This is a genomic window from Micromonospora sp. NPDC048868 (assembly GCF_043198195.1).
In the GTDB taxonomy this organism is placed as follows: Bacteria; Actinomycetota; Actinomycetes; order Mycobacteriales; family Micromonosporaceae; genus Micromonospora; species Micromonospora reichwaldensis.
In genome coordinates this window covers 291793-316446 of record NZ_JBICUN010000003.1, presented here as the reverse complement: position 1 = coordinate 316446, position 24654 = coordinate 291793, and the positions used below count along the sequence as shown (strand labels likewise).

Below are 24654 nucleotides of genomic sequence, written 5' to 3'. Positions count from 1 at the left end.
AGGACGCGATGTTCGAGAAGGTCCTGATCGCCAACCGGGGGGAGATCGCCCTGCGGGTGCTGCGCGCCTGCCGCGAGCTGGGCGTGCGTACGGCGGTGGTCTACTCCACCGCGGACGCCGACTCCGCCACCGTGCGCCTGGCCGACGAGGCCGTACGGATCGGGCCGGCGGCCAGCCGGCGCAGCTACCTCAACGCCGCCGCGATCGTGGAGGCGGCCCGGCAGGTGGGGGCGCAGGCGGTGCACCCCGGCTACGGGTTCCTCTCCGAGGACGCCGACTTCGCGGAGATCTGCGCCGACAACGGCCTGGTCTTCATCGGCCCGCCGCCGGAGGTGATGTCCGTGCTGGCCGACAAGTCCTCGGCGCGGGCGCTGATGCGCCGGGCCGGGCTGCCCCTGCCGCCGGGCAGCGTCGCGCCGGTGCCCACCGCCGCCGCGGCGGCGGAGGTGGCCGCCGAGGTGGGCTACCCGGTGATCGTCAAGGCGGCGGCCGGCGGCGGGGGCAGGGGCATGACGGTGGTCGCCACCCCGGCCGAACTGCCCCGGGCGTACGCGCGGACCCGGGCCGCCGCCCAGGCCGCCTTCGGCGACGACCGGGTGTACGTGGAGCGGTACCTGACCGGTGCCCGGCACGTCGAGGTGCAGCTGCTGTGCGACTCCCACGGCAACGGCGTGCACCTGGGCACCCGGGACTGTTCGGTGCAGCGCCGCCACCAGAAGCTGGTGGAGGAGGCGCCCGCCCCGGCGCTGTCGGCCGGCACCGGGGAGGCCATCGCGGAGTGCGCCCTGCGCGGCGCCCTGCACGCCGGCTTCACCGGCGCCGGCACCGTGGAGTTCCTCGTCGACTCCGACGAGCGGTTCCACTTCCTGGAGATCAACTGCCGGATCCAGGTCGAGCATCCCGTCACCGAGATGATCACCGGGATCGACCTGGTGCACGAGCAGCTGCACATCGCCTCGGGGGTGCCGCTGCGCTGGCGGCAGGAGGACGTCCGGTTCCACGGGGTCGCCATCGAGTGCCGGGTCAACGTGGAGGACCCGGACCGCGGCTTCGCGCCGACGCCCGGCCGGCTGGAGCGCTTCGTCCCGCCCGGCGGCCCGTTCACCCGGGTCGACACGCACGGCCACGCCGGCTACCTGTTCGGCCCGCACTACGACTCCCTGCTGGCCAAGGTGGCGGTCTGGGCGCCGGACCGGGAGCTCGCGCTCAACCGGCTGGAACGCGCCCTCGACGAGTTCGACATCGCCGGCCCCGGGGTCCGCACCACCATCCCGTTCGCCCGGCGGGTGCTCGACGACGCCGGGTTCCGCAAGGGCCGCTACTCCACCGGCCTGGTCGAGCAGTTGCTCGCCGGCCCGCCCGACGCACACCACAGGAGGCTCCGATGACCGTCACCCATGGCCGTCCGCTGACCGCCGAGATCACCGACATCCTGGTGGCCAACTGCGGGCTGGACGCCGACGCCGCCGCCCGCGCCCCGGCCGCGTCCCTGGAGGAACTCGGCATGGACTCGCTGGCGCTGCTCGAACTCTCCGCCGTGGTCGCCGACCGGTGGCAGGTGCAGATCCCCGAACAGGCCGGGCAGCTCAGCATCGCGGGCGTCGCCGAGCTGGTCGCCCGCGACGCCGATCAGCCCGGACACACGGAGAACAGCGTGCTCATCGCCGCGCCGCTGCCGCTGGTGTGGGACGTCACCAACGACGTCGCCAACTGGCCGCAGCTGTTCACCGAGTACGCCCGCGCGGACATCCTGCACCGCGACGGCGACACGGTGCGGTTCCGGCTCACCATGCACCCCGACGAGAACGGCACGGTGTGGAGCTGGGTCAGCGAACGTACCGCCGACCCGGTCAGCAGGAAGGTCGACGCCCGGCGGGTGGAGACCGGGCCGTTCGAGTACATGCGGATCCACTGGCGCTACACCGAGGAGCCCGGCGGAACCCGGATGACCTGGGTGCAGGACTTCGCGATGAAGCCCACCGCGCCGGTGGACGACGCGGGCATGACCGGCCGGATCAACGCCAACAGCGCGGTGCAGCTCGCCGTCATCAAGGAGAAGATCGAGCGGCTCGCCGGCGCCGACCGGGCGACGGGAGCCGGCGATGAGTGAGCGGACCCTGCGGCTGGTCGCCGCCGCCGACGTCGCGCCCGACGGCCGCCGCGGCGGCGAGTTGCGGGTGCTGCTCGGCCCCAAGACCGTCGGCAGCACCTCGGGTTTCATGGGGGTGGCGACGCTGCGCCCGGGGGAGCGGATCGCCGAGCACTACCACCCCTACAGCGAGGAGTTCCTCTACGTCGCCCGCGGCACGATCACCGTCGACCTGGACGACGAGCCGGTGCCGCTGGCCGCCGGAGAGGCGCTGTTCGTGCCGCGCAACGTCCGGCACCGGCTGCGCAACACCGGGGACGAGCCGGCCGAGGTGGTCTTCCACCTCGGACCGCTGGCGCCCCGCCCCGAACTCGGTCACGTCGACACCGAACTGGTCGAACAGCGAGGCGGATCGTGAGCGTGAGGAGTGAGCCGGGGTTGCGAGCCCCGCAGTCGCGAACCGAGGTGGCGCCGTGAGCGTGAGGAGTGAGCCGGGGTTGCGAGCCCCGCAGTCGCGAACCGAGGTGGCGCCGTGAGCGGGCGCCGCACGGTGGTGACCGGCGTCGGGGTGGTCGCCCCCGGCGGCGCCAGCCGGGACCGGTTCTGGAAGACCATCACCGAGGGGCGTACGGCGACCCGGCGGATCACCTTCTTCGACCCGTCGGCCTTCCGCTCCCAGATCGCCGCCGAGTGCGACTTCGACCCGGTCGCCGCCGGCCTCACCGGAGACGAGCTGCGGCGCGCCGACCGGTACGTGCAGTTCGCCCTCGCCTGCGCCGCCGAAGCCGTCGCCGACGCCGGTCTGGAGCTCACCGACGCCGAGCGGGACCGCACCGGCGTGGTGCTCGGCACCGCCGTCGGCGGCACCACCGCCCTGGAGCAGGAGTACGTCACGGTCAGCGACACCGGCCGCCGGTGGCTGGTCGACGCCGGGCGCGGCGGCCCGTACCTCTATCAGGCGCTCGTGCCCAGCAGCCTCGCCGCGGACGTGGCGTGCCGGCACGGGCTGCACGGCCCCGCGCAGGTGGTCTCCACCGGCTGCACCTCCGGCATCGACGCGATCGGGTACGCCCACCAGCTCATCGCCGACGGCGAGGCCGACGTCGTGCTGGCCGGGGCCGCCGACTCGCCGATCTCGCCGGTCACCGTCGCCTCGTTCGACGCGATCAAGGCGACCAGCCCGGACAACGACGACCCGGCGCACGCCTCCCGCCCGTTCGACGCCGACCGGCACGGCTTCGTCCTCGCCGAGGGGGCGGCGGTGCTGGTGCTGGAGGAGGTCGGGCACGCCGCGCGCCGCGGCGCGCACGTCTACTGCGAGGTGGCCGGCTACGCCAGCCGCAGCAACGGCTACCACATGACGGGGCTGCGGCCCGACGGGCTGGAGATGGGGCTTGCCATCTCGGCCGCGCTGAAGCAGGGCCGCATCGCCCCCGAGCAGGTCTCCTACATCAGCGCCCACGGCTCGGGCACCCGACAGAACGACCGGCACGAGACCGCCGCGTTCAAGCGGGCGCTGGGTCAGGCCGCGTACGGGGTGCCGATCAGCTCGATCAAGTCGATGGTCGGGCACTCGCTCGGCGCGATCGGCTCGATCGAGATGGCCGCGTGCGCGCTGGCCGTGGAGTACGGCGTGGTGCCGCCGACGGCCAACTGGAGCACCCGCGACCCGGAGTGCGACCTGGACTACGTCCCGAACGAGGCGCGGGAGCTGCCGGTCGACGTGGCGCTCTCGGTGGGCAGCGGGTTCGGCGGCTTCCAGTCGGCGATGGTGTTCCGCCGGCTGCCCGGGCGGGTGCTGCCGTGACCGCGCGGGCCGTGGTGACCGCGCGGGCCGTGGTGACCGGCATCGGCGTCGTCGCGCCCAGCGGGATCGGCGTGGACGCGCACTGGCGTACCGTGCTCGCCGGCACCCGCCGCACCGGGCCGATCACGCTCTTCGACCCCGCCGGCTACCCCACCCGCCACGGCGGGGAGGTGCCCGGCTTCGACGCCGCCGCGTACGCCGACAACCGCCGGCTGGTGCAGACCGACCGGTGGACGCACCTCGGCTTCGCCGCCACCGGGCTGGCACTGGCCGACGCCGGCCTGCCCGAGCGGGCCCCCGACCCGTACGGCTACGCCGTCACGCTGGCCAGCTCGTCGGGCGGGAACCTGTTCGGGCAGCGGGAGCTGCAACGGCTCTGGGGCGGGCCGTCGCGCACCGTCGGGGCGTACCAGTCGATCGCCTGGTTCTACGCGGCCAGCGTCGGGCAGCTCTCCATCCACCACCAGTTCAAGGGTCCGTCCGGGGTGCTGGTCGCCGAGACCGCCGGCGGGCTGGACAGCCTGGCGCACGCCGCGCGGGCCGTACGCCGGGGCACGCCCGTGGTGATCGCCGGGGCGACCGAGTGCCCGCTGAGCCCGTACGCCCTGGCCTGCCAGCTCCGCTCCGGCCTGCTGAGCGACGTGGCCGACCCGGAGCGGGCCTACCGGCCGTTCGACGCCGCGGCCAGCGGCTACCTGCCCGCCGAGGGCGGCGCGGTGTTCGTGGTGGAGGAGCTGGGCCACGCGCTGTCGCGGGGCGCCCGCGTGTACGGCGAGGTGACCGGCTGGGGCGCCACCCACGACGCCGTCCACACCGGACCGGACACCGCCGGCGACCCGATCCAGTACGCCCGCGCCATGCGGCTGGCCCTGGACCGGGCCGGCGTCGGGGCGGAGACGGTCGACGTGGTGCTGCCCGACGCGCTCGGCGTGCCCCGCTACGACCGCAGCGAGGCCGTGGCGCTCCGCGCCGTCTTCGGCGACCGGCCGCCCCCGGTCAGCACCCAGAAGCCGCTGACCGGCCGCGCGCACCAGGGCGGCTCGGCGCTGGACGTGGCCACCGCGTTGCTCGCGTTCGGCCACGACACGCTGCCGGCCTCCGCCGGCCCGGACGAGGTGGCCGAGGGCTGTGAGCTGGACTTCCTGCGGGAACACCGGCGACCGCGCAGCCGCCTGGCGCTGGTCTGCGCCCGCGGCTTCGACGGTTTCAACAGCGCGCTGGTCCTGCGTGGGGCCGCGCCGCAGAGGGGAGTGACGCCGTGAGCGAGCAGGTCACCGGTACGACACCCGTCGGGTCCCGGGTCGGGGCGCAGCGGACAGCCGACGCGAGCGGGCAACGGGCTCGGGTGGTGTTCCTGGTACGGGTACCACAGGAGCGTACGGAGGCGTTCCTGGCCGCGTACGAGGCGGTCCGGCACCTGGTGGCCGGGGGCGTCGCGGGGCACCTCGTCGACCAGGTCTGCCGGTCGTCGGCCGACCCGGAGCAGTGGCTGATCACCAGCGAGTGGGTGAGCCTGGCCGACTTCGAGGCGTGGGAACGCAGCCCGGAGCACCGGGACCTGGTCCGGCCGATGCGGGAGTGCTTCACCGACGCCCGGTCGCTGCGCTTCCTCATCCACGCCCAGACCCCCGCCACGTCCCGGACCTGAGCCCCGCCTCGGCTGTTCCGCCCCCTCGCCGGCTGCCCTCGCCCGCCAGCGACACGGTGGGCTGTTCATCCGCTGACCGCAGGGCACGAGTGGAACACCATGGGTGTCACCGGCCGTCGTTGACACCCATGGTGTTCCACTCGTGCGGTGGCCCGCGGTGCGTCGCCCGGCACACGTCGCTCCTGGCGCTGTCCATGGCGCAGCACGCGCGTGTCTGCCGTCACCGACGCCGCCCGCGATGCGCTCCAGGCCTGACGGCAGGCAGGCCCGTCCGGCCCGTGTGGCCGTCCCCGCTCCGACTCGCTCCGCGCGGCCGTACCGACGCGTTCGAAGAGCACCATCGGCCGTCCGGTGGGCGTGCCGCGCCGTACGCACGACGGGTCATCCGGCGGATACCCTCAGTCGACGTACACGCCCGATACTGCCCGCCGAACCGGTCGTGGGCAATCCGGCCGGCCGCCCTTTCTGATCTAGCCATTTGCATCTAGCTATGCATCCGGACGGCGTCGTAAAGTTCCCCGCAGCACCCCGACAGGCACACCTTATGGGCGGTTCCGCCCTAATTGAGGCTGGGCGGTGAACGGTAGTGGCGACGGGAAATCCTGCGGCGACAGACCCGCTCTGGGTTGACGAAATTCTGCTCGAAGGCCGTTCGACCGACATTTGTCTCCGACTTCCCGAACCGGTCGACCGGGGCACCCTGCGGCGGCTGGTGGCCGACGCGCAGGCCCGCCTCGGCGCCGCCGGACTGCGCCCCGGGGGCGCCGTCGCGCTGCGGCTGCCGCCCTCGCTGGCGTACGTGGTGAACCTGCTGGCCACCTGGCGCAGCGGGGCGCAGGCGATCCTGCTCGACCACCGGCTCACCGACCACGAGGTCGACCGGGCACTCGCGCGGCTCACCCCGCAGGTGGTCGTGGCCCCGGTCCGCACCGGCGGCGGCGGACTGCGGATCTTCGTCGACGTCACGGAGGGCGTCACCGCGTACGCCGACCGCCCGGCGGTCAGCGGGCACGCGGTGATCCAGCTCAGCTCCGGCTCCACCGGACCGTCCAAAGTGATTGGTCGTACCGCCGACGACCTGGTCGCCGAGGTGCGCCGCTACACCCGCATCGACGGGGTGGCGCTGCCCGGCGAGCGGATCGTCCTGCTGCCCTCGATGGTGCACGTGCTCGGCCTGGTCGGTGGCCTGCTCTACGGCCTGCACGCCGGCGTCGAGCTGGTGCCGCCGGAGCGGCTCGCCGGCGACGCGGTGCTGGCCGCGATCGCGGCCGACGGCTCGCCGGCCACGGTGCTCGGCGTGCCGTTCCACATCGGACTGCTCGCCTCCACCCGCGCCACCGGGCCGCTGCCGCAGTTCAAGCGGATGACCACCGGCGGCGAGCTGGTGCCGGCCGCCGTGGTCCGCGCCTTCACCGACCGGTACGGCGTGCCGCTGGGCAACATGTACGGGATGACCGAGGTCGGCGTCATCGGCACCGACCTGCACGGCCGGCACCGCCCCTCCATCGCCCCGGCGCCCGGCGTCGAGGTCCGCGAGGTCGACGGCGAGCTGTGGGTGAGCTGCCCCGCGTCGCCGTACGTCGGGCCGAGCGACCCCACCCGCTGGGCCGACGGCTGGCTGCGCACCCGCGACGCCGGCGTCGTGCACCCGGACACCGGCCTGGTCACCGTTCGCGGGCGGCTCGACTCGCAGGTCTCCGTCGGCGGTCTGAAGGTCGACCTGACGGAGGTGGAGGCGACCGTCGCCGGGTTGGCCGGCGTCGCCGCCGCCGTGGTCGTCTTCGACGGCGGCATCACCGCCTACGTGCAGCCGGACGGGCCGCTGTCGGAGGAGGTGCTCGACAAGCTGATCGCCGAGCGGCTGGCCGGCTACAAGCGCCCCCGCACCCTGCGCCTGGTGGATCAGCTGCCGCGTACCACCACCGGCAAGCTGGTCCGTTCGACCGACGCGCTGCGGGCGGCCGCCACGTGAGCGCGGCACCGCGCGGCCCCGACGGCCCCGTCCGATCCGACCGGCACCGCCTGGACCAGCAGCGCCCCGACCGACACCACATGGAGCGGCACCGCCTCGTCGGCGACCACCGCGACCGCCAGGACCAGGCCCCCGCCCACGCGGGGATGCCCGACGCGCAGGCGCCTGCCGCCGAGCGCCGATCGCAGCGCCCCGTCGAGGGCCTCGGGCACCGGCCGCCACGCGCCTTCGAAGGTGCCGGTCTCCGGCCGCAGCGCCCCGTCGGGGGCAGCGGTCCCCGGTCGCAGCGCGCCGTCGGGGTCGTCCGGCACCGGCATGAGCCGACGCAGACCGCCGCCGCGCAGCCCCGTCCCGAGCGCCTTGCCCACGGCCTCCTTCGCCGTCCACAGCCGCAGGAAGTCGCGGGACCGCCCGCCGGCGTCGCGCCCCGCCAGCCACGCCGCCTCGGCCGGGGCGAACCACCGCCCGGCCAGCGCCAGCGCGGGCAGCGGACGGCACCACTCCACGTCGATCCCCACCGGGCCGGCCGCCCGGGCGGCGACCGCGACCACCCCGTCGGCCCGGCTGACGCTGACCGGAAGCTCCACCCGGGCCCCCGCGCCGGGCACCGTGACCAGCGGACGTCCGTCGCGGCCGTGCTCCACCACGATCTCCGCCTCCGCGCGGCCGAGCAGCGCGGCACCCGCGCGCCGCAACAACCGCCCGGCCGGGACCGGCCGACCGCCGACGCCCCGACCGATCCACACGTACGCGGTGTCCCGACCGGGCACCGGTAACTGGCTCACGGAAAGAGGTTAACCATGCGACCCGAGATCCGCGCCTTCGTCGTCGAGCAGCTCGAGGACATGAACTACGACGTCGAGGGCCTCGACGACGAGACGACCCTCGGCCCGTCCGGGGTGGACCTGGAGTCGTTGGCCCTCGCCGACCTCGCCGTACGCGTCGAGGACCGCTACGGCCTGAAGTTCGCCGACGACGAGTCCGAGAAGCTGGCCCTGATGACGGTCGGCGAGTTCACCACGATGGTCGCCGACCGGGTCGCCGGGGCGACGAGCGACGACTCCTGATGGCCGGTCAGCCCGACCTGGAACGGGCCGACCTGGTGACCATGCTCGCCGACCTGGCCGGTAAGCCGGCCGCCGAGGTCGGCGACCGGATCGGCTCCATGGAGCTGGCCTGGCTGGTGCACCTCGTCGAGCAGCGCCTCGACCGGCGCCTCGACCTCACCGACGACCAGCTCGCCGGGATCCGTACCGTCGACGACGCCCTGTCGGTCTTCCGGGCGTGCCTGGCGGCTGCGACCCCGCCGCACACCTCGCCCGATCCGATGACCGCCGCCGCCGATGGCTGAACCGGCGACCGTCCAGCTCACCGGCGTCCACGCGACCAGCGCGCTCGGCAGGGGAGCGGACGCGCAGCTCGCCGGCGTGCTGGCAGGCGTACCGACGTTCCGGCCGGTGGACCGCTTCGACACCGCACCCCGCCGGGTGGACGCCGCCGCCGTCCTGTCCGACGCCGGTGACCTGGCCGCCGAGCTCGCCGAGGCGGTCGACGCGGCCTGCCGGGACTCCGGGCTCGACGCCGGTCGCCGGGCCGGCACGGCCCTGCTGCTGGCCGTGCACGGCGGCGCGCACGTGCCGGCGCTCACCACCGCGCTGGCCGCCCGGACGGGACTCACCGGCCCGGCCCGGGCGTACACCACCGCCTGTGTCTCGGCCAGCAGCGCGGTCGCCGACGCCGCCGCCCTGATCCGTCGGGGCGACGTCACCCGGGCGGTGGTGGCCGCCGGCTACCTGGTCGAGCCGGACCAGTACGCGCTCTTCGACGCCGGTCGCGCCCTCGCCACCGACGGCGCGGTGCGCCCGTTCAGCGCCGGCCGCACCGGGCTGCTGCTCGGCGACGGCATCGCCGCGGTGGTGCTGGAGTCGCGGGCCGCCGCCCGGGGCGCGGTCGCCGACCTGCTCGGCTGGGGCCGGGCCGGGGACGCGTTCCACCCGTGCCAGCCGGAGCCGGGCGGGCGGGGCCTGGCCCGGGCGGTCACCGCGGCGCTGCGCCGGGCCGGACTCCCGGCGGAGGCGATCGGGTACGTCAACGCCAACGCCACCGGCACCGGCCACAGCGACGCCGCCGAGGCGGCGGCCCTGCGCACCGCGCTCGGCGCGGCGGCGGCACGCGTCCCGGTCAGCTCCACCAAGGCGCTGCACGGGCACGCCCTGGAGGCCTCCGGCCTGCTGGAACTGGTGGTGACGGTGCTCGCCCTGCGGCACGGGAAGCTGCCCGTCAACGCCGGCTGGCTCGGCCCCGACCCGGCCTGCCCGCTGGACGTCGTCCGCGACGCGCCCCGACCCGCCGCCACCGGGTACGCGCTGAGCCTCAACGCCGCCTTCGGTGGCGCCAACACGGCGCTGCTTGTGGGTGCGGCATGAGCGGCACCGCGCAGCACCCCGCCGGCCGACTGACCGTGCTGGCCGAGGCGGCCTGGCCCGAGCCGGGCGACGGGGCACCGCCGCCGGTGCCCGGGTACGTGCACTCCAGTTTCCCGCCCCTCGTCGCGGCCGTGGCCGAGCGCTGCCTGACCCGGGCGTACGGCCGGCGGCTGGCACCCGACGGCGAACGGACCGCGGTCGTGCTGGTCAGCGCGGCCGGGGACCGGGCCAGCGCGGCGCACGTGCGCGCCACGGTCGCCGCCGGCGGCCGGCCCGGGCCGCTGTTCTTCTTCCAGTCGGTGCCCAACAGCGTGGCCGGGCACGTGGCCGCCCGGTGGGGCCTCGGCGGGCCGGTGCTCTGCCTCGCGCCGACCGGCGACCCGCGCGCCGAGGGCACCGCCGAGGCCGAACTGCTGCTGCACGACGGCGACGCCGACCGGGCGTTGCTGGTCCTGATCGAACAGGCATCCGTCGACGGCGGTGCGCGGGACGCGGGCGGACCGCCCGGAGCCCGAGCCGTCGCGGTGCTGCTGGGGGGAGGAGACGCACCATGAGGAAGAGGGGACTGCGCGGGGCGCTGGCCGCCGACGAGCGGATCGGCGCCGGCAACGTGCTGGCCCGGGTGCTGGCGCACGGCGCCGACCCGGACGGGCCGGGCCTCACCTTCGACACCGCCGTGGACGGCCACCCGGCCGGGCGGGCGTTCACGCTGGGCCGGCTCGACGAGCGGGTCGCCGCCCGCGCCGCCTGGCTGCACGAGCGGGGGATCAAGCCCCGCGACCCGGTCGCCGTGTGGGCCACCGCCGCCGCCGACATGGTGCTCAGCTACCTCGCGCTGACCCGGCTCGGCGCGATCCCGGCGCTGATGAACGGCGGGCTGCGCCCCGAGATCGCCGCCGAGTACATCCGCCGGCTGCGCGGCGTCGGGGTCCTCGCCGACGACGCGCACCGCGCCCTGCTGGCCGACCACGACCTCGGCGTGCCGGTGCTCGGCACCCCGGCCGAGGCGGGCACCGGCGATCCGGCCGCCGCGCCGGAGCACTACCGGCACCACGGCGACGACCCGGTCGTCATCACCCACACCTCGGGCACCACCGGGGTGCCCAAGGCGGTGCTGCACTCGCACGCCAGCCTCTTCGCCGCCACCCGGCACCTGCTCGCCATGCCGCAGGCGCAGGGCACCGGCCGCATCCTCAACGCGCTGCCCGCACCGCACACCGCCACCGTGCTCATGGTCAACCAGGCCCTCGGCAACCGCGCCGAGATGCTCCTGCTCTCCGACCAGGGCGGGGAGCGGGTGCTGGAGGCGATCCAGCGCTGGCGGCCCGACGGGGTGTTCGGCTTCTCCGTGACGTGGGCGGAGCTGGCCCGCTTCGACCTGTCCGCGTACGACCTGGACTCGGTGTCGCTGTGGTTCAACACCGGCGACTGCTCGCACGAGCCGCACGTGCGCCGGCTCGTCGCGGTCGGCTCCCGCGACGTGCTGACCCGCGAGGGGGTCACCCGGGTGCCCGGCTCGGTCTTCATCGACGGGCTCGGCTCCAGCGAGATGGGGCACTCGATGTTCCACATCACCCACCGCGTCGACACCGACCGCTACGGCCGCTGCGTCGGCCGGCCCTACCGGTTCGCGAAGGTCGCCGTGCTCACCGCTGACGGGGACCCGGTGCCGGCCGGCGAGGTGGGCTGGCTCGGCGTCGACTCGCCGTCGCTGTTCCGGGGCTACTGGAACGACTCGACCACCACGTACCGGTCCCGGCAACGCGGCTGGTATCTCACCGGCGACCTGGTGTACGCCGACGACGAGGGTCGCTACCACCACCTGGACCGGGCCGTCGACGCGGTCGACGCGGGGGACGGGCGGTGGTTCTACACCGCGCTGTCCGAGGAGCGCGTCCTCGCCGCCTGCCCGGACGTCACCGACTGCACGGTGGTGATCACCTCGGGGGTCGACGGGGTGGTCACCGACGTGCTGCTGGAACTCGCCGCCGGCGCCGACCCCGCCGAGGACCGCACCGGGCGGGTCCGGGCCGCGCTCGGCCCGGACGTCGGCGCGACCCTGCGCCGGGTGGTGCCGGTCCGCTCCGCCGACATCCCGGTCACCGTCACCGGCAAGGTGCGCAAGGTGGTCCTGCGGGAGCGCTACCTCACCGAGGCGCCGTCATGACGGCCGTCATCACCGGGATGGGGCTGTTCACCCCCGCCGGGCGGGGCGTCGACGCCACCTTCGACGCGCTCTGCGCCGGCCGCTCCGGGCTGACCCGGCCGCCGGCCGGGCACCCCGCCGCCGGGTCGCTGGAGGTCGCCGGACTGCTGCCGGACGTCGACCCGCGTACGGTCGCCACCGGGCCGGAGACCAGGGTCCTGGACCGGGTCGTGGTGCTCGCCCTGCTCGCCGCCGCCGACGCGCTCGCCGACGCCGGCATCGAGGTGGGCCGGGACGTGGACCCGGGCCGGATCGGGGTGATCGTCGGCGGCGTCGGCGGAATGGCCACCCTGGAGGCGCAGGTGCTCACCCGCGCCGCGCGCGGCCGGTCGGCGGTCAGCCCGTACCTGCTGACCGGGATCCTGCCGAACATGCCGTCGGCCCGCATCGCCATCCGCCACGGCATCCGCGGCTACACCTCGTCGGTCGGCACCGCCTGCGCCTCGGGCGCCCAGTCGATCGCCGACGCGCTGCGGCTGATCCGCGCCGGGGAGGCCGACGTGGTGCTCTGCGGCGCCAGCGAGGCGCCCCTCTTCCCGACCTTCGCCGACACCTTCGGCAACGCCCGGGCGCTCGCCCGGGGCTGGGCCGACCCGACCGCGGCGAGCCGGCCGTTCGACGCCCGCCGCAACGGTTTCGTCCTCGCCGAGGGCGCGGCCCTGCTGGTGCTGGAACGCGCCGAGCACGCCGCCGCCCGGGGCGTCACCGGCTACGCCGAGGTCGCCGGGTACGGAGCCACCACCGACGCATACCACCCGACCGCCCCGCGGCCCGACGGCGCGGGGGCGGCGGAGTGCATGCGGCGCGCGCTGGCCAGCGGCGGCGTGCCCGCCGCGCGGGTCGGCTACGTCAACGCGCACGGCACCGGCACGAAGCTCGGCGACATCGCCGAGACCACCGCGCTGGCCGACGTGTTCGGTGCCGGCGGGGTGCCGGTCAGCTCCACCAAGGCGCTCACCGGCCACCTGCTCGGCACCTCCGGGGTGCTGGAGGCGGCGGCCACCGCGCTGGCGCTCGGCCGGGGCCTGCTGCCGCCCACGCACAACCTCGACGACCCGGACCCGGCCTGCCCGGCGGACCACATCCGCGCCGAGCCGCGCAGGACGGACACCGGATACGCGCTGACCAACTCCTTCGGCTTCGGCGGGCAGAACGTGAGTCTGCTGCTCGCGCGGGCCGCCCGGCCGAGGGACTGACCCCGCACCACCCCGGGCGGACCGCGCCCGGACGGCAACCACGGCGGAGACCGTGGAAAGGGCTGAGGACATTGGACATCCGAGCAATCGACCACATCGAACTCTTCGTGGGGGACGCCCGGCAGGCGGCCTTCTACTTCGACCGGGCGGTCGGCTTCCAGCTGCGCGGCCAGAGCGGTCCCGAGACCGGGCTGGCCGACCAGCGGTCGCTGCTGCTGAGCCAGGGCGACGTCCGGATGGTGCTCACCACCGGGCTCACCGCCGAACACCCGGCGTCGCGGTACGTGCAGCGCCACGGCGACGGCGTGGCCGTGGTCGCGTTGGAGGTCGACGACGCCGCGGGCGCGTACGCCGAACTGGTGCGCCGGGGAGCGGTGGGGGTGACGCCGCCGACCACCTTCACCGGCGCGGACGCCGAGGTGGTGACCGCCGAGGTGAGCGGCTTCGGCGACGTGCTGCACCGCCTCGTGTCCCGCCACGGCGACCGGGGCGAGTTCCTGCCCGGGGCGGTCGAGATGACGCCCCCCGACGACGGCGGCAAGCTGCTCGTCGAGATCGACCACCTGGCGGTCTGCGTGCCGCCCGGGCAGCTCGACGAGACCGTCCGGCACTACCGGGACGTGTTCGGGTTCGCGGAGGTCTTCGCCGAGCACGTGGAGGTCGCCGGGCAGGCGATGAACTCCACGGTGGTGCAGAGCCCGTCGGGCCGGGTGACCCTGGTGCTGCTGGAACCCGACCGTTCGCGCCGGCCCGGGCAGCTCGACGCCTTCCTCGACCAGCACGCCGGCGCCGGGGTGCAGCACCTGGGGCTGCGCACCGACGACATCGTCACCGCGGTCGCCACCCTCGCCGAGCGGGGCGTGCGCTTCGCCGGCACCCCGGCCAGCTACTACGACGCGCTGGAGGCACGGGTCGGCCCGGTGGACGCGCCGCTGGACCGGCTGCGCGACCTCGGCGTGCTCGTCGACCGCGACCACGGCGGTCAGCTGCTGCAGATCTTCACCGAGTCCATGCACGTGCGCCGCACGCTCTTCCTGGAGCTGATCGAGCGGCGCGGGGCGCGGACCTTCGGCAGCGGCAACATCAAGGCGCTCTACGAGGCCAAGGAACGGGAACTGGCCGCGGCGGGCACCGCCGTCGCGGCCCCGACACCGCAGGAGGTGCGGACGTGACCGCGACCGAGTTCGAGCCGGCACTGACCGCCGAGGAGGAGGCGCTGCTGCCCTCCGACGACGACGTGGCGTTCTACGCCGCGCACGGCTGGTACCTGTCGAAGAAGCTGCTCACCGACGACGAGGTGGACGCCCTCACGGCCGCCGCCGGCCGCTACTACGCCGGCGAGCGGGACCGCCGCCTGCCGGTGCGCCCGGCGCGGCTCGCCTACTGGGAGCCGTCGAAGGGTCCGGTGCAGCGGCACAACGACTACGTCCACCACGAGCACGACGTGCTTGGGGCGATCCTGCGCAAGCCGCTGATCGGCGCGGTCGCCGCCCGCCTCGCGCGGGCCACCGAGATCCGGATCTTCCAGTCCACGCTGATCCAGAAGCCGCCGGTCTCGGGCGAGCCGTCGAACATCGTGCCCTGGCACTTCGACAAGCACTACTGGGCGTCCTCGTCGTCGGAGAACATGCTCACCGCGTTCATCCCGTTCCACGACTGCGGCGAGGAGATGGGCACCATCACGATGGTCGACGGCTCGCACCGCTGGGCGGAGATCGGCGCCGACGACACGGTGGTGCGCCACTTCGCCGACCGCGACCGCGGCCAGCTGGAGGAGATGCTCGCTGAGAACGCGGCCCACAACGGCGTGGAGATCCGCAAGGTGCCGATGGTGATCCCCAGGGGACACATGAGCTTCCACCACTGCCGCACCTACCACGGCAGCGGCGCCAACGTCAGCGGCCGCCCGCGCCGGGCGATCTCGCTGCACCTGCAGGACGGCGACAACGCCTGGCGGGAGTATCGGCTCTCCGACGGCACCCTCGCCGCGTACAACCACGACGTGCTGGTCCGCCGCACCGACGACGGGCGGCCGGACTACGCGGACCCCGAGTACTGCCCGGTCATCTGGCGCGACCGCGCCCCGCAGGGAGGCTGACATGTCACGGTACGACTGGGGTAGGACGCACCCGGGGATCGAACGGCTGGAGAAGGCGGTGGGCGAGCGCCGCGAGGCGGTCGTGCGGCACCCGCTCTACGCCGCTCTCGACACCCACGAGGCGCTGGTGACCTTCATGGAGCACCACGTCTTCGCCGTCTGGGACTTCATGTCCCTGCTGACGTCGTTGCAGCGGCAGCTCACCTGCGTCACCGTGCCGTGGATCCCCACCGGGCCGACCGGCAGCCGCCGCCTCATCAACGACATCGTCATGGTGGAGGAGAGCGACGAGCTGGGCGACGGCTACATCAGCCACTTCGAGCTGTACGTGCGGGGCATGCGCGAGGCCGGCGCCGACACCACGGCCGTGGACGCGCTGATCGACCTGCTGCGGGCCGGCCGCCCGGTGGCCGAGGCGCTGGTGGCGGCCCGGGTGCCCGCGCCGTCGGCGGCGTTCGCCGCGACCACCTGGCGGATCATCGAGAGCACCCCGGTGCACTGCCAGGCCGCCGCCTTCGCCTTCGGCCGGGAGGACCTGATCCCCGACATGTTCACCCAGGTCGTGGCGGTCAACGAGCGCAGCCGGCGGCTGCACACGTTCGTCGACTACCTGGAGCGGCACATCGAGGTCGACGGCGAGCAGCACACCCCGATGGCCATGCAGATGCTCGCCGACCTGTGCGGCGACGACGACGCCAGGTGGCAGGAGTGCGCGGACACCGTCAACACCGCGCTCGCCGCCCGCGCCCGGCTCTGGGACGACATCCTCGCCGCCGTCAAGCAGGGGCGCGAGCGGTGACCGACGCCGACCCGGTCCGGCTCTACCGGACCGTCCGGCTGATCCGCCGCTTCGAGGAGCGGGCGATCGAGCTGGTCCGGTCCGGACACGTCGTCGGCGGCATCCACCCGTACCTCGGGCAGGAGGGGATCGCCGCCGGGGTCTGCGCGGCGCTGCGGGCCGACGACGTGGTCGCCGGCACCCACCGGGGGCACGGGCACGTGCTCGCCAAAGGCGCCGACCCGGCCCGGATGATGGCCGAACTGTGCGGCCGGGTCACCGGCCTCAACGCCGGCCGGGGCGGCTCGATGCACGCCGCCGACTTCGCGGTCGGCGTGCTCGGCGCCAACGCCATCGTCGGCGCGTCCGGGGCGATCGTCACCGGGGCGGTGTGGGCGCGCCGCCGCCGGGGCGACGACATCGTCGGGGTGAGCTTCTTCGGCGACGGCGCGGTCAACGAGGGGATGCTGCTGGAGGCGTTCAACCTGGCCGCGCTGTGGCGGGTGCCGGTGCTGTTCGTCTGCGAGAACAACGGCTACGCCACCACGATGCCCGTCGCGGGCGCGGTCGCGGGCAGCATCCCCGGCCGCGCCGCCGCGTTCGGCATCCCGGCCGCCGTCATCGACGGCCAGGACCCCGAGGCGGTACGCGACACCGCGAGCGCCGCCGTCGACCGGATGCGCGCCGGCGGCGGCCCCGAGCTGATCGAGGCCCGCACCTACCGCTTCGACGCCCACCACACCTTCGAACACGCGGTACGCCTCGACTACCGCCCGCCCGAGGAGGTGGCCCGGGGCCGCTCCCGCGACCCGGTGGACATCCAGGGCGCCCGGCTGCCCGCCGCCGTACGGGCCGACGTGGACGCCGAGGTGGAGGCGGTGTTGGCGTGGGCCGTCGAGTTCGCGCTCGCCAGCGCGGACCCGGACCCGGCCGACGCCCTCGCGCACCTGTACGCCAGCGGCCTGACCGCGCGCACCGGAGGTGGCTAGATGCCCAGGCTCTCCTACCGCAGGGCGCTCACCCGGGCGCTCGCCGACGAGCTGGCCCGCGACGAGTCGGTGTTCCTGCTCGGCGAGGACATCCGGGTGGCCGCCTCGAACGTCACCGCCGGGCTGCTCAAGCGGTTCGGCCCGGACCGGGTGCGGGACACGCCGCTGTCGGAGCAGGCGTTCACCAGCTTCGCCACCGGGGCGGCCCTGGCCGGGATGCGACCGGTGGTGGAGTTCCAGATCCCGTCGCTGCTGTTCCTGGTCTTCGAGCAGATCGTCAACCACGCGCACAAGTTCCCGCTGATGACCGGCGGGCAGTGCGCGGTGCCGGTCACCTACCTGGTGCCGGGCTCCGGCTCCCGGACGGGCTGGGCGGGTCAGCACTCCGACCACCCGTACAGCCTCTTCGCCCACGTCGGGGTGACCACTGTCGTGCCGGCCACCCCGGCCGACGCGTACGGGCTGCTGGTGTCGGCGGTGCGGTGCGACGACCCGGTGGTGGTCTTCGCCCCCGCCGGCGCGCTGGACGTCCGCGCCGACGTGGACCTCGCCGCGCTCGCCCCGGTGCCGCTGGGGCGCGCCCGGGTGCACCGGCCCGGCGACGACGTGACCGTGGTCGCGGTCGGACACCTGGTGCACGACGCCCTCGCGGTCGCCGAGGAACTCACCGACCAGGTGTCGGTGGAGGTGTTCGACCCACGCACGCTGTACCCGTTCGACTGGGACGCCCTCGCCGAGTCGCTGCGGCGCACCGGGCGGCTGGTGGTGGTGGACGACGCAAACCGCTCCTGCGGCATCGCCGGGGAGATCATCGCGACGATGGTCGAGCGGGTGCGCCTGGTGGCGCCGCCGCGCCGCGTCACCCGCCCCGACGGCGCGGTGCTGCCGTTCGCCCCGGCGCTGGACCGGGCCGTGCAGCCCAGCCGCGAGCAGCTCCGGGCCGCCATCGGACACGTCATGAAGGAGGGATGAATGGACGACGTCGACTACCGCTGGCCCTCCGCCGCGCGGGCGTGGCTCGACCTGCCCGCGCCGGTGCGCGCCGAGATGGTGGCCGCCGGGGCGGAGTCCTGGCGGGAGGTCTTCGACGGGCGGGCCACGTACAACGAGCAGTGGCGGCTGGCCCGGCCGCCGGTGATGGACGAGACTTCGCTCGGCGTGCTCAACGCCGTCGCCGACCGGATCGCCCAGCTCATCTTCGAGGCGTGCCGGCGGCGTGCCGGCACGGCGGGGGAGCTGCGCCGGCTGCTGAACGTGCCCGACGGCGAGACCCGGCTGCTCGACGACGACGAGCCGCTGACCGAGGCGCTGCTCGACGCGTTCCGGCCGGACGTGCTGCTCAGCGACGGGGTGCCCAGGTTCGTCGAGTACAACATCGACAGCAGCCTCGGCGGGGCGTTCGACGCGGACACCACCGTGCGCCGCTTCGTCGAGGTCTACCGGCGGCGCGGCCTCACCGACCGGGTCCGCGTCGCGGCGGCCCCCTCGGCCGTCGACCGGCGGTTCGCCGCGATCCGCGCCGGCCTCGGCCTGCCCGAGGGGGCCCGCGTCGCCATGCTTATCGACTTCGACGCCGAGTACCCGGGACTCGACGACCCGCAGCGGTTCATCCGGCTGCTGTCGCCGGTCGTCGAGCGGGCCGCCGCGTGCGGCATGGACCTGGTCGTCGCGCCGGTCTCCCAGGTCACGCTGGACGACCGGAAACGGCTCGTCGCCGGCGGCGCCCCGGTCGACGGGGTGTTCCGGCTCTTCGTGCCCAACCGGGTCACCCCGAGCGCCGGGGTCGACGCCCTGTCCGCGGCGCTGGCGGCGGGCACGGTGCCGATGTGGGTGTCGACGGCGGCGTGGCTGGTCGCCAACAAGCGGGCCTTCGCGTGGCTGTGGGAGGACGCCGACACGCTGCCGGCCGCCGACCGGGACCTGGTGTACCGGTACGTGCCGCGTACCTGGTCGCTGACGGCGGACCTGCTCGACCGGGCGGTCGCCGACCGGGCCGGCCTGGTGGCGAAGCCGGCCGACGGCTCCGCCGGGGTGGACGTGCTGATCGGCCGGGAGACCGACGCCGGCGCGTGGCGCGACGGGCTGACCCGCGCCGTCGACCGGGGCGGCTTCATCCTCCAGGAGTACGTGAAGGCCGACGACGTTCCGCTGGACTTCGTGCACATCGGGACCGGCGAGACGGTCGCCGCCGAGGTGCCGTACAGCATCGCCCCGTACCTGTTCGGCCGCCGGGCCGCCGGCGCCTGCATCCGTACCGGCTTCCCCGGCTGCGACGGCGTGCTCAACCTGGCCCGAGGCGTCCTCCTCTCCGGCCTGCTGGTGGTCGACTGACGCCGCGCGGCGCGGCGGCTCGCTCCCGCCCCCGGTGACCGGGTGCGGCGGATCCCGCACGCCGCGCCGCGCAGACATTTGCAAGAGTCGATGTGAGCGGTTTGACTGGGGGTCGTCGACGACGATCGCCGCCTGCCTGAAGGAGCCCGCCATGGGTCTTGGTCATCGATGGCTGTCGCGCACGGCGGCGGTGACGCTGCTCGTCCTCGCCGGGCTGGCCGTCCCCGGCGGTCCCGCTGCGGCGGCGAACGCGGATCCGAAGTTCACGGTCGACGTGCCCGGTACGACGGTCCCGTTGGGGGTCGGGAAGAAACGGATCCACCTCAGACTCACCAATCTGACCGACAGCACGCCGCGAGAGGCGATCTTCTACGTCCGCCCTGGCGAGCAGGACTGGCCGGACGGGATCTCCCTGATGTGGCCGGAGGGCGGCGGCTCCGGCGAGTGCGACGGCGACGCCGCGGGTTGGTACTGCCGGATCGGTCCGCACGCGCTTCCGGAGCTGCTGCCGGCAGCCGGCGAGACGGTGGATCTTCCCTTCGACGTCAACGTGCAGGAGAACCAGCAGCCCTACGAAGGCACCTTCTCCGTCGAGGCCGGCATGGCCTGGGGCGACGAGCAGATGCAGACCGCTGCCCCCAAGCGGTTCACGCTCAGGTTGGTCGACGAACCCGAGGCCGATCTGTCGGTGGTGGCGCCGGACGTGAAGCAGTCGGTACGGATCGGCGCGGGCGGCCGGCTCGAACCCACGGGGACGTTGCAGCCGGGTGAGACGGGCGCGGTGCGCTACCGGATCGTCAACCAGGGCCGCGAGGCGGTCGGTGGCATCAAGGTCACGCTGCGCCTGCCCGAGGCGGTGACGTTCACCCGACCGCCGAAGGAGTGCGTCGTCGCTCGCGACCGGCGGTCGGCCGTCTGCACCTACGACACGCTCGCGCTGATTCCGGCCGGCCAGGACACCGACCCGACCGACGGCAGTCACTCCGCCGTCGAGTTGCACGATCTGGTGACGGTGGCGGCCGCCATGAAGGCGCCCGTCACGTTGGCGGGCGGGACGGTGCAGGTCGAGGGCCTGGCCGCGCGGACAGACGGTCGCTCCGGCCTGCCGCGTACCGGGCTGCCGGCGAACGCCGTCGCCGTGCCGGCGGCCGACGTGGACGACAGCGACAACCGGGACGGGTTCGCGGTCCTGGTCGCGGCGAAGGACGGTGCCGGGGACGACGGCGGTGGTGGCGGCGACGGCGGCGGTGGGGGCGACCTGCCGATCACCGGGCCGCGGGTCGGACTGGTCGCGGGAACCGGTCTCGCCCTGGTGGCGGGCGGCGGAGTCTTGTTGCTCCTCGTCCGGCGCCGCCGCGTGGTCGCGGTGCGCGGCGGCGGCACGTCTGCCGCCTGATCTTTCACCGCGGGAGCCCGCCGGGCAGGATGGCCGGGTGGGTGGCGCGCGGGTGGGGCTGACAGTCGACGAGCTGCTTCCGGTGGCGCGGGCGGCGTTCGGGCGGGGGCGGGCGCTGGTCTCGGTGCGGCGGCTGACCGGCGGCACGAAGAAGGGCGTCTACCGGCTGACCCTCGACGACGGCTCCACCGGCGTCGCCTACGTCTGGCACCCGGGGGAGGACTACTGGTCGGCGGCGGCACCGGCACCCGACGACCCGTTCGGGCACGCCACCGGGGCCGGCCTGTTCGCCGCGGCGCACCGGGAGCTCACCGCCGCCGGGGTGCGGGTGCCGCGGCTGCTGCTGCACCCCACCGCGACCCTGCTGCCCGGCGAGGTGGCCGTGGTGGAGGACGTCCGGGGCGGCACCCTGCACGACCTGCGCCAGCGCGACCCGCGCCGCGCCGGGGCGGTGTCGGCCCGGCTGGGCGACGCCCTCCGGAGCATGCACGCCCGGCGCCGCGACCGGTACGGCCGCCCGGGGGCCGACACCCCGACGGCGGATCGGCCGGTGGAGCGGCTCGTCCTCGACCGGGCGCTGCGCGACCTGGCCGAGGCCGCCGCCCGGGTCGAGCGGATCGCGGCCGTGCGGGACCGGCTCGCCGACGCCCTGGCCGAGCGGTACGCCGCCGTGGCCCCCCGCTCCCGCCACGGACTGATCCACGGCGAACTGGGCCCGGACCACGTGCTGGTCGACGACCGGGACCGCCCGGTGCTCGTCGACATCGAGGGCACCATGTTCCTCGACGTCGAGTGGGAGCACGCCTTCCTCGAGCTGCGCTTCGGCGACGACTATCCGGCGCTGGCCGTGCCCGGTCTCGACGAGGACCGGCTGCGCCTCTACCGGCTCGCGACGCACCTGTCGCTGGTGGCGGGCCCGCTGCGCCTGCTCGACGGCGACTTCCCCGACCGGGCCGGCATGCTCGACATCGTCGCGCACAACACCACCCGGGCACTGGACCAGCTCGCCTGAGCCCTGCCGCCGGCGCCGGTGGTGGCGGGGGCGTGCGGTGGCGTCGTCGGGCCGGGGGAGCGCTCTGTCAGGCGTCGTTGAGGTAGGCGAGGACGGCGAGGACCCGGCGGTTGTCGTCGGAGGACGGGGGGAGACGCAGCTTGCCGAAGATGCTCGCGGTGTGCTTGCCCACGGCGCTCTCGCTGAGAAACAGCCGTTGCGAGATGGCGGCGTTGGAACGCCCCTGGGCCATGAGTTCGAGGACGTCCCGCTCGCGCGGCGTGAGGCGGGCCAGGGGCGAGGCGGTGCCGCCGGCCGTCAGCAGCTTGGCGATCACCTCGGGGTCCATCGCGGTGCCGCCCGCCGCGACGCGGCGCACGGCGTCGATGAACTGGTCGGCGTTCAGGACGCGGTCCTTGAGCAGGTAGCCGACCGCGCCGGCCCCGTCGGCCAACAGCTCCCGGGCGTAGAGCTGCTCGACGTGCTGGGACAGCACCAGCACCGGCAGGCCGGGGACGTCCCGCCGGGCGGCCAGCGCCGCCTGGAGTCCCTCGTCGGTGAAGGTCGGCGGCAGCCGTACGTCGACGATGGCCACGTCGGGCCGGTGCCGGGCCAGGGCGGTGCGTAGGGACGGCCCGTCGCCGACGGCCTCGGCGATGGTGAAGCCGTGGCTCTCGAGGAGCAGGACCAGCCCGTCCCTCAGGATGTGGAGGTCTTCGGCGAGGACGACGCGCACGGGATCTCCATGGTGACGACGGTGGGTCCGCCGGGCGGACTGTGCAGGGTCAGGGTTCCGTCGAATGTAGCGAGCCGCCGCTGGACGCCGCGCAGCCCGGTCCCTGCGGCCGGGTCGGCCCCGCCGGGACCGTCGTCAGCCACCACCATCCGGAGCACCCCGTCGCGGTGCGACAGCGAGACGGTGATGTGGGCCGCGCAGCGGGCCGCGTTGGTGAGGGCCTCGCAGGTGACGAAGTAGGCGGCCGACTCGACCGGCGCGTCGAGCCGGCCGGGCAGGTCGACGTCCACGTCCACCGGCAGCGGGGTGTCGAGCGCGATCGCCCGGATCGCGTCGCCGAGTCCGCGTTCGGCCAGCACCGGCGGATGGATGCCGCGTACCAGGTCGCGCAGCTCGGCCAGCGCGGCGGCGGACGTCTCCTGCGCCTGCGCCAGCACCAGCCGCGCCCGCGCCGGGTCGGTCTCCATGAGTCGCGTGACGGCGGCCAGGCCGAGCCCGACGGCGATGAGCCGAGCCTGGGCGCCGTCGTGCAGGTCGCGTTCGATGCGGCGCAGCTCGGCCGCCTGCACGTCGACGGCGTCGGCCCGGGTGGTGGCGAGGTGCGCGACCCGCGAGGCGAGCACGGCGGCCGCAGTGGGGGTGAGCAGGAGCCGGTCCCACGCCAGCCGCAGCCTCATCAGCGGGCCGGCCAGGCCGAGCCCGAGCAGCGCCATGGCCAGCCCGAGGGGCATGCTCGCCCAGTCGGGTAACCACGGCCCGACGAGGCCGACGTGCTCGAAGCCGAACCACAGGTAGAACGGGGTGACCCAGTAGCCGGTGGACAGGCCGATCGGCACCGCCCAGCTCGCCCAGGTCAGCGGCTGGCAGAACAGGCCGTAGAACCCGAAGCCGACCAGGACCGCCGGGACGAACGAGAGCGGGGCCAGGACGAGCGAGCCCAGTGCCCACACCTGGTCCCGCCAGGTGGCCGGGTCGCCGAGCAGCCACCCCGGCCGCTGACCCTGGACGGCCGCCACGACATCGGTGTAGAGGACCCGCCCGACCCGGTAGTTGCCGTCCTCGCCGGGGCTGGGCGGCGGCGGGTACGGCCGGTACGGCGCGGGCAGGTCGGCGCCCGTCCACCGGCGGACGTGGCGTCGGTAGAGCTCCACCACCGACCGCGTGGCCGGCAGGGTGTACGGCAGCAGCCCACCCCACGACACGACGGCGGTGAGCAGGTTGAGCAGCAGGCCGCCGAACGCGGGGAGGGACAGCCCGGCCAGGCCGGCCGTCCGCCAGGTCGCGGCCGACGCCCGGGTGACCCAACGTCCGACCGCCGTCCGCGGCGGCTCGCCGCTGCCCAGCAGCACGCCGGTCCACCGCCCGAACGCCCGCAGCGCAGCCGGCGCGAGCAGGAACGCGGCCACGATCGCCGCGACGGCCACCGGCACCGACCACGCGAGCGGCCAGGGGGGCGACGCGAGCAGGAACCCGCCGGCCGCGATCAGCGCGGGCGGCACCAGGAGCGGAACCGCGCCGGTGACCGGGGTGAGGATCAGCCACGCCCATTCCCGGCCGAGCGTCGGGTCCTTCGCGTGGTGGTCCAGCGTGAGCAGGAACGCCGGCACCCGGGGCGACCTGAACACCGTGTCCCCGTGGACGTACCAGCCGTCCGCGCGCCGGTGCGGTGCGGGTGGCGGCGACCGTACGGGCTCGGGGAGGTCCGCTCCGGCCCAGGCGCGGGCGAGCCGGCGGGCCAGCGCGGTCAGCCGGAACTGGCCGGAGAGGCCGAGCGGATAGGGGATCACCAGGGTGGCGGCGACCACGAGGAGGTGCCCGTAGGCGAACCCGGCCGCGACCAGGACGACCAGGGCGACGCAGCGCGGTACGGCGAGCACGAAGCGGGTCACGGGTCGAGTCTTCGCCGCACCGACCGCCACCGCATCGGGGCAGGCTACCGACCAGGGGTGGGGCTGGGTACACCCCCACCGGGCGGCTGGACCCATTCTGCG

At 75.0% G+C, this 24654-nt stretch carries 24 protein-coding genes; 21 read left to right on the top strand and 3 right to left on the bottom strand.

Annotation, left to right across the window (positions count from 1 at the left end; all coding sequences use genetic code 11):
- The first annotated feature begins 8 nt into the window (after positions 1 to 8).
- From ACGFNF_RS06460 to ACGFNF_RS06430, 7 genes are all read left to right on the top strand, one after another.
- Entirely contained in the window at positions 9 to 1388 is a 1380-nt protein-coding gene (locus ACGFNF_RS06460; protein WP_393166206.1) for an acetyl/propionyl/methylcrotonyl-CoA carboxylase subunit alpha, read from the top strand.
- Entirely contained in the window at positions 1385 to 2110 is a 726-nt protein-coding gene (locus ACGFNF_RS06455; protein WP_393166204.1) for an SRPBCC family protein, read from the top strand. Before ACGFNF_RS06460 ends, ACGFNF_RS06455 begins: the two co-directional genes overlap by 4 nt.
- Positions 2103 to 2507, top strand: coding sequence for a cupin domain-containing protein (locus ACGFNF_RS06450; RefSeq protein ID WP_151456459.1), 405 nt, complete (start codon positions 2103 to 2105; stop codon positions 2505 to 2507). Before ACGFNF_RS06455 ends, ACGFNF_RS06450 begins: the two co-directional genes overlap by 8 nt.
- Before the next feature lie 114 nt (positions 2508 to 2621).
- Positions 2622 to 3896 carry a beta-ketoacyl-[acyl-carrier-protein] synthase family protein gene (locus tag ACGFNF_RS06445; protein ID WP_357576300.1) on the top strand — a complete coding sequence of 425 codons (1275 nt, stop codon included), beginning with the start codon at positions 2622 to 2624 and terminating at the stop codon, positions 3894 to 3896.
- 14 nt (positions 3897 to 3910) lie between these two features.
- Positions 3911 to 5158 (top strand): beta-ketoacyl synthase N-terminal-like domain-containing protein, encoded by a 1248-nt coding sequence (locus tag ACGFNF_RS06440; protein ID WP_393166384.1) that lies wholly within the window; start codon positions 3911 to 3913, stop codon positions 5156 to 5158.
- A gap of 83 nt (positions 5159 to 5241) precedes the next feature.
- Entirely contained in the window at positions 5242 to 5544 is a 303-nt protein-coding gene (locus ACGFNF_RS06435) for an antibiotic biosynthesis monooxygenase family protein (protein ID WP_357576401.1), read from the top strand.
- A gap of 586 nt (positions 5545 to 6130) precedes the next feature.
- A complete protein-coding gene (locus tag ACGFNF_RS06430) occupies positions 6131 to 7516 on the top strand; it encodes a class I adenylate-forming enzyme family protein (protein WP_357576298.1) in 1386 nt (461 codons plus the stop codon).
- Here the strand turns inward: ACGFNF_RS06430 and ACGFNF_RS06425 are convergent.
- Positions 7447 to 8301, bottom strand: a complete 855-nt coding sequence (locus ACGFNF_RS06425) for a 4'-phosphopantetheinyl transferase superfamily protein (protein ID WP_357576297.1) — start codon at positions 8299 to 8301, stop codon at positions 7447 to 7449. The two genes, ACGFNF_RS06430 and ACGFNF_RS06425, sit on opposite strands and share 70 nt — an antisense overlap.
- A 15-nt stretch (positions 8302 to 8316) precedes the next feature.
- Between ACGFNF_RS06425 and ACGFNF_RS06420 the strand changes: the two genes are divergently transcribed.
- The 14 genes from ACGFNF_RS06420 (at position 8317) to ACGFNF_RS06355 (ending at position 21948) form a co-directional block, all read left to right on the top strand.
- Positions 8317 to 8583: an acyl carrier protein gene (locus ACGFNF_RS06420; protein WP_311412663.1), complete on the top strand. Its 267-nt coding sequence runs from the start codon at positions 8317 to 8319 to the stop codon at positions 8581 to 8583.
- A complete protein-coding gene (locus ACGFNF_RS06415; protein WP_393166201.1) occupies positions 8583 to 8867 on the top strand; it encodes an acyl carrier protein in 285 nt (94 codons plus the stop codon). The genes ACGFNF_RS06420 and ACGFNF_RS06415 overlap by 1 nt, the downstream gene beginning before the upstream one ends.
- On the top strand, positions 8860 to 9942 hold the full coding sequence (locus ACGFNF_RS06410; RefSeq protein ID WP_393166199.1) for a beta-ketoacyl-[acyl-carrier-protein] synthase family protein: 1083 nt from the start codon (positions 8860 to 8862) through the stop codon (positions 9940 to 9942). The genes ACGFNF_RS06415 and ACGFNF_RS06410 overlap by 8 nt, the downstream gene beginning before the upstream one ends.
- Positions 9939 to 10496 carry a beta-ketoacyl synthase chain length factor gene (locus ACGFNF_RS06405; protein ID WP_393166197.1) on the top strand — a complete coding sequence of 186 codons (558 nt, stop codon included), beginning with the start codon at positions 9939 to 9941 and terminating at the stop codon, positions 10494 to 10496. The genes ACGFNF_RS06410 and ACGFNF_RS06405 overlap by 4 nt, the downstream gene beginning before the upstream one ends.
- Positions 10493 to 12109: a class I adenylate-forming enzyme family protein gene (locus ACGFNF_RS06400; protein ID WP_393166195.1), complete on the top strand. Its 1617-nt coding sequence runs from the start codon at positions 10493 to 10495 to the stop codon at positions 12107 to 12109. Before ACGFNF_RS06405 ends, ACGFNF_RS06400 begins: the two co-directional genes overlap by 4 nt.
- Positions 12106 to 13344: a beta-ketoacyl-[acyl-carrier-protein] synthase family protein gene (locus ACGFNF_RS06395; RefSeq protein WP_357576292.1), complete on the top strand. Its 1239-nt coding sequence runs from the start codon at positions 12106 to 12108 to the stop codon at positions 13342 to 13344. Before ACGFNF_RS06400 ends, ACGFNF_RS06395 begins: the two co-directional genes overlap by 4 nt.
- A 71-nt stretch (positions 13345 to 13415) precedes the next feature.
- Positions 13416 to 14516 carry a 4-hydroxyphenylpyruvate dioxygenase gene (hppD, locus tag ACGFNF_RS06390; RefSeq protein ID WP_393166193.1) on the top strand — a complete coding sequence of 367 codons (1101 nt, stop codon included), beginning with the start codon at positions 13416 to 13418 and terminating at the stop codon, positions 14514 to 14516.
- A complete protein-coding gene (locus ACGFNF_RS06385) occupies positions 14513 to 15442 on the top strand; it encodes a phytanoyl-CoA dioxygenase family protein (protein ID WP_393166191.1) in 930 nt (309 codons plus the stop codon). The genes hppD and ACGFNF_RS06385 overlap by 4 nt, the downstream gene beginning before the upstream one ends.
- Before the next feature lies 1 nt (position 15443).
- Positions 15444 to 16241 carry a DUF3050 domain-containing protein gene (locus tag ACGFNF_RS06380; protein WP_357576289.1) on the top strand — a complete coding sequence of 266 codons (798 nt, stop codon included), beginning with the start codon at positions 15444 to 15446 and terminating at the stop codon, positions 16239 to 16241.
- Positions 16238 to 17209, top strand: a complete 972-nt coding sequence (locus ACGFNF_RS06375) for a thiamine pyrophosphate-dependent dehydrogenase E1 component subunit alpha (RefSeq protein WP_393166189.1) — start codon at positions 16238 to 16240, stop codon at positions 17207 to 17209. The genes ACGFNF_RS06380 and ACGFNF_RS06375 overlap by 4 nt, the downstream gene beginning before the upstream one ends.
- Positions 17210 to 18181 (top strand): transketolase C-terminal domain-containing protein, encoded by a 972-nt coding sequence (locus tag ACGFNF_RS06370; RefSeq protein WP_357576287.1) that lies wholly within the window; start codon positions 17210 to 17212, stop codon positions 18179 to 18181.
- The gene (locus ACGFNF_RS06365) at positions 18182 to 19540 is read left to right on the top strand and encodes a hypothetical protein (RefSeq protein WP_393166187.1); all 1359 of its coding nucleotides are present in this window, start codon (positions 18182 to 18184) and stop codon (positions 19538 to 19540) included. It begins immediately after the preceding gene.
- A 151-nt stretch (positions 19541 to 19691) separates the two neighbouring features.
- The gene (locus tag ACGFNF_RS06360) at positions 19692 to 20936 is read left to right on the top strand and encodes a hypothetical protein (protein WP_393166185.1); all 1245 of its coding nucleotides are present in this window, start codon (positions 19692 to 19694) and stop codon (positions 20934 to 20936) included.
- A gap of 37 nt (positions 20937 to 20973) precedes the next feature.
- A complete protein-coding gene (locus ACGFNF_RS06355; protein ID WP_393166183.1) occupies positions 20974 to 21948 on the top strand; it encodes a phosphotransferase family protein in 975 nt (324 codons plus the stop codon).
- 67 nt (positions 21949 to 22015) lie between these two features.
- On the opposite strand, the gene ACGFNF_RS06350 is transcribed toward ACGFNF_RS06355, so the two are convergent.
- Both ACGFNF_RS06350 and ACGFNF_RS06345 read right to left on the bottom strand, forming a co-directional pair.
- Positions 22016 to 22663 (bottom strand): response regulator transcription factor, encoded by a 648-nt coding sequence (locus ACGFNF_RS06350; protein ID WP_132234698.1) that lies wholly within the window; start codon positions 22661 to 22663, stop codon positions 22016 to 22018.
- The gene (locus ACGFNF_RS06345; RefSeq protein ID WP_393166181.1) at positions 22627 to 24552 is read right to left on the bottom strand and encodes a sensor histidine kinase; all 1926 of its coding nucleotides are present in this window, start codon (positions 24550 to 24552) and stop codon (positions 22627 to 22629) included. The genes ACGFNF_RS06350 and ACGFNF_RS06345 overlap by 37 nt, the downstream gene beginning before the upstream one ends.
- Positions 24553 to 24654: the final 102 nt, after the last annotated feature.

Bases quoted from the DNA above. Each gene is read 5' to 3' on its own strand.
- ACGFNF_RS06460 (WP_393166206.1), top strand. From the start codon at position 9: ATGTTCGAGAAGGTCCTGATCGCCAACCGGGGGGAGATCGCCCTGCGG.
- ACGFNF_RS06455 (WP_393166204.1), top strand. From the start codon at position 1,385: ATGACCGTCACCCATGGCCGTCCGCTGACCGCCGAGATCACCGACATC.
- ACGFNF_RS06450 (WP_151456459.1), top strand. From the start codon at position 2,103: ATGAGTGAGCGGACCCTGCGGCTGGTCGCCGCCGCCGACGTCGCGCCC.
- ACGFNF_RS06420 (WP_311412663.1), top strand. From the start codon at position 8,317: ATGCGACCCGAGATCCGCGCCTTCGTCGTCGAGCAGCTCGAGGACATG.
- ACGFNF_RS06415 (WP_393166201.1), top strand. From the start codon at position 8,583: ATGGCCGGTCAGCCCGACCTGGAACGGGCCGACCTGGTGACCATGCTC.
- ACGFNF_RS06410 (WP_393166199.1), top strand. From the start codon at position 8,860: ATGGCTGAACCGGCGACCGTCCAGCTCACCGGCGTCCACGCGACCAGC.
- ACGFNF_RS06405 (WP_393166197.1), top strand. From the start codon at position 9,939: ATGAGCGGCACCGCGCAGCACCCCGCCGGCCGACTGACCGTGCTGGCC.
- ACGFNF_RS06400 (WP_393166195.1), top strand. From the start codon at position 10,493: ATGAGGAAGAGGGGACTGCGCGGGGCGCTGGCCGCCGACGAGCGGATC.
- ACGFNF_RS06395 (WP_357576292.1), top strand. From the start codon at position 12,106: ATGACGGCCGTCATCACCGGGATGGGGCTGTTCACCCCCGCCGGGCGG.
- ACGFNF_RS06380 (WP_357576289.1), top strand. From the start codon at position 15,444: ATGTCACGGTACGACTGGGGTAGGACGCACCCGGGGATCGAACGGCTG.
- ACGFNF_RS06370 (WP_357576287.1), top strand. From the start codon at position 17,210: ATGCCCAGGCTCTCCTACCGCAGGGCGCTCACCCGGGCGCTCGCCGAC.
- ACGFNF_RS06365 (WP_393166187.1), top strand. From the start codon at position 18,182: ATGGACGACGTCGACTACCGCTGGCCCTCCGCCGCGCGGGCGTGGCTC.
- ACGFNF_RS06360 (WP_393166185.1), top strand. From the start codon at position 19,692: ATGGGTCTTGGTCATCGATGGCTGTCGCGCACGGCGGCGGTGACGCTG.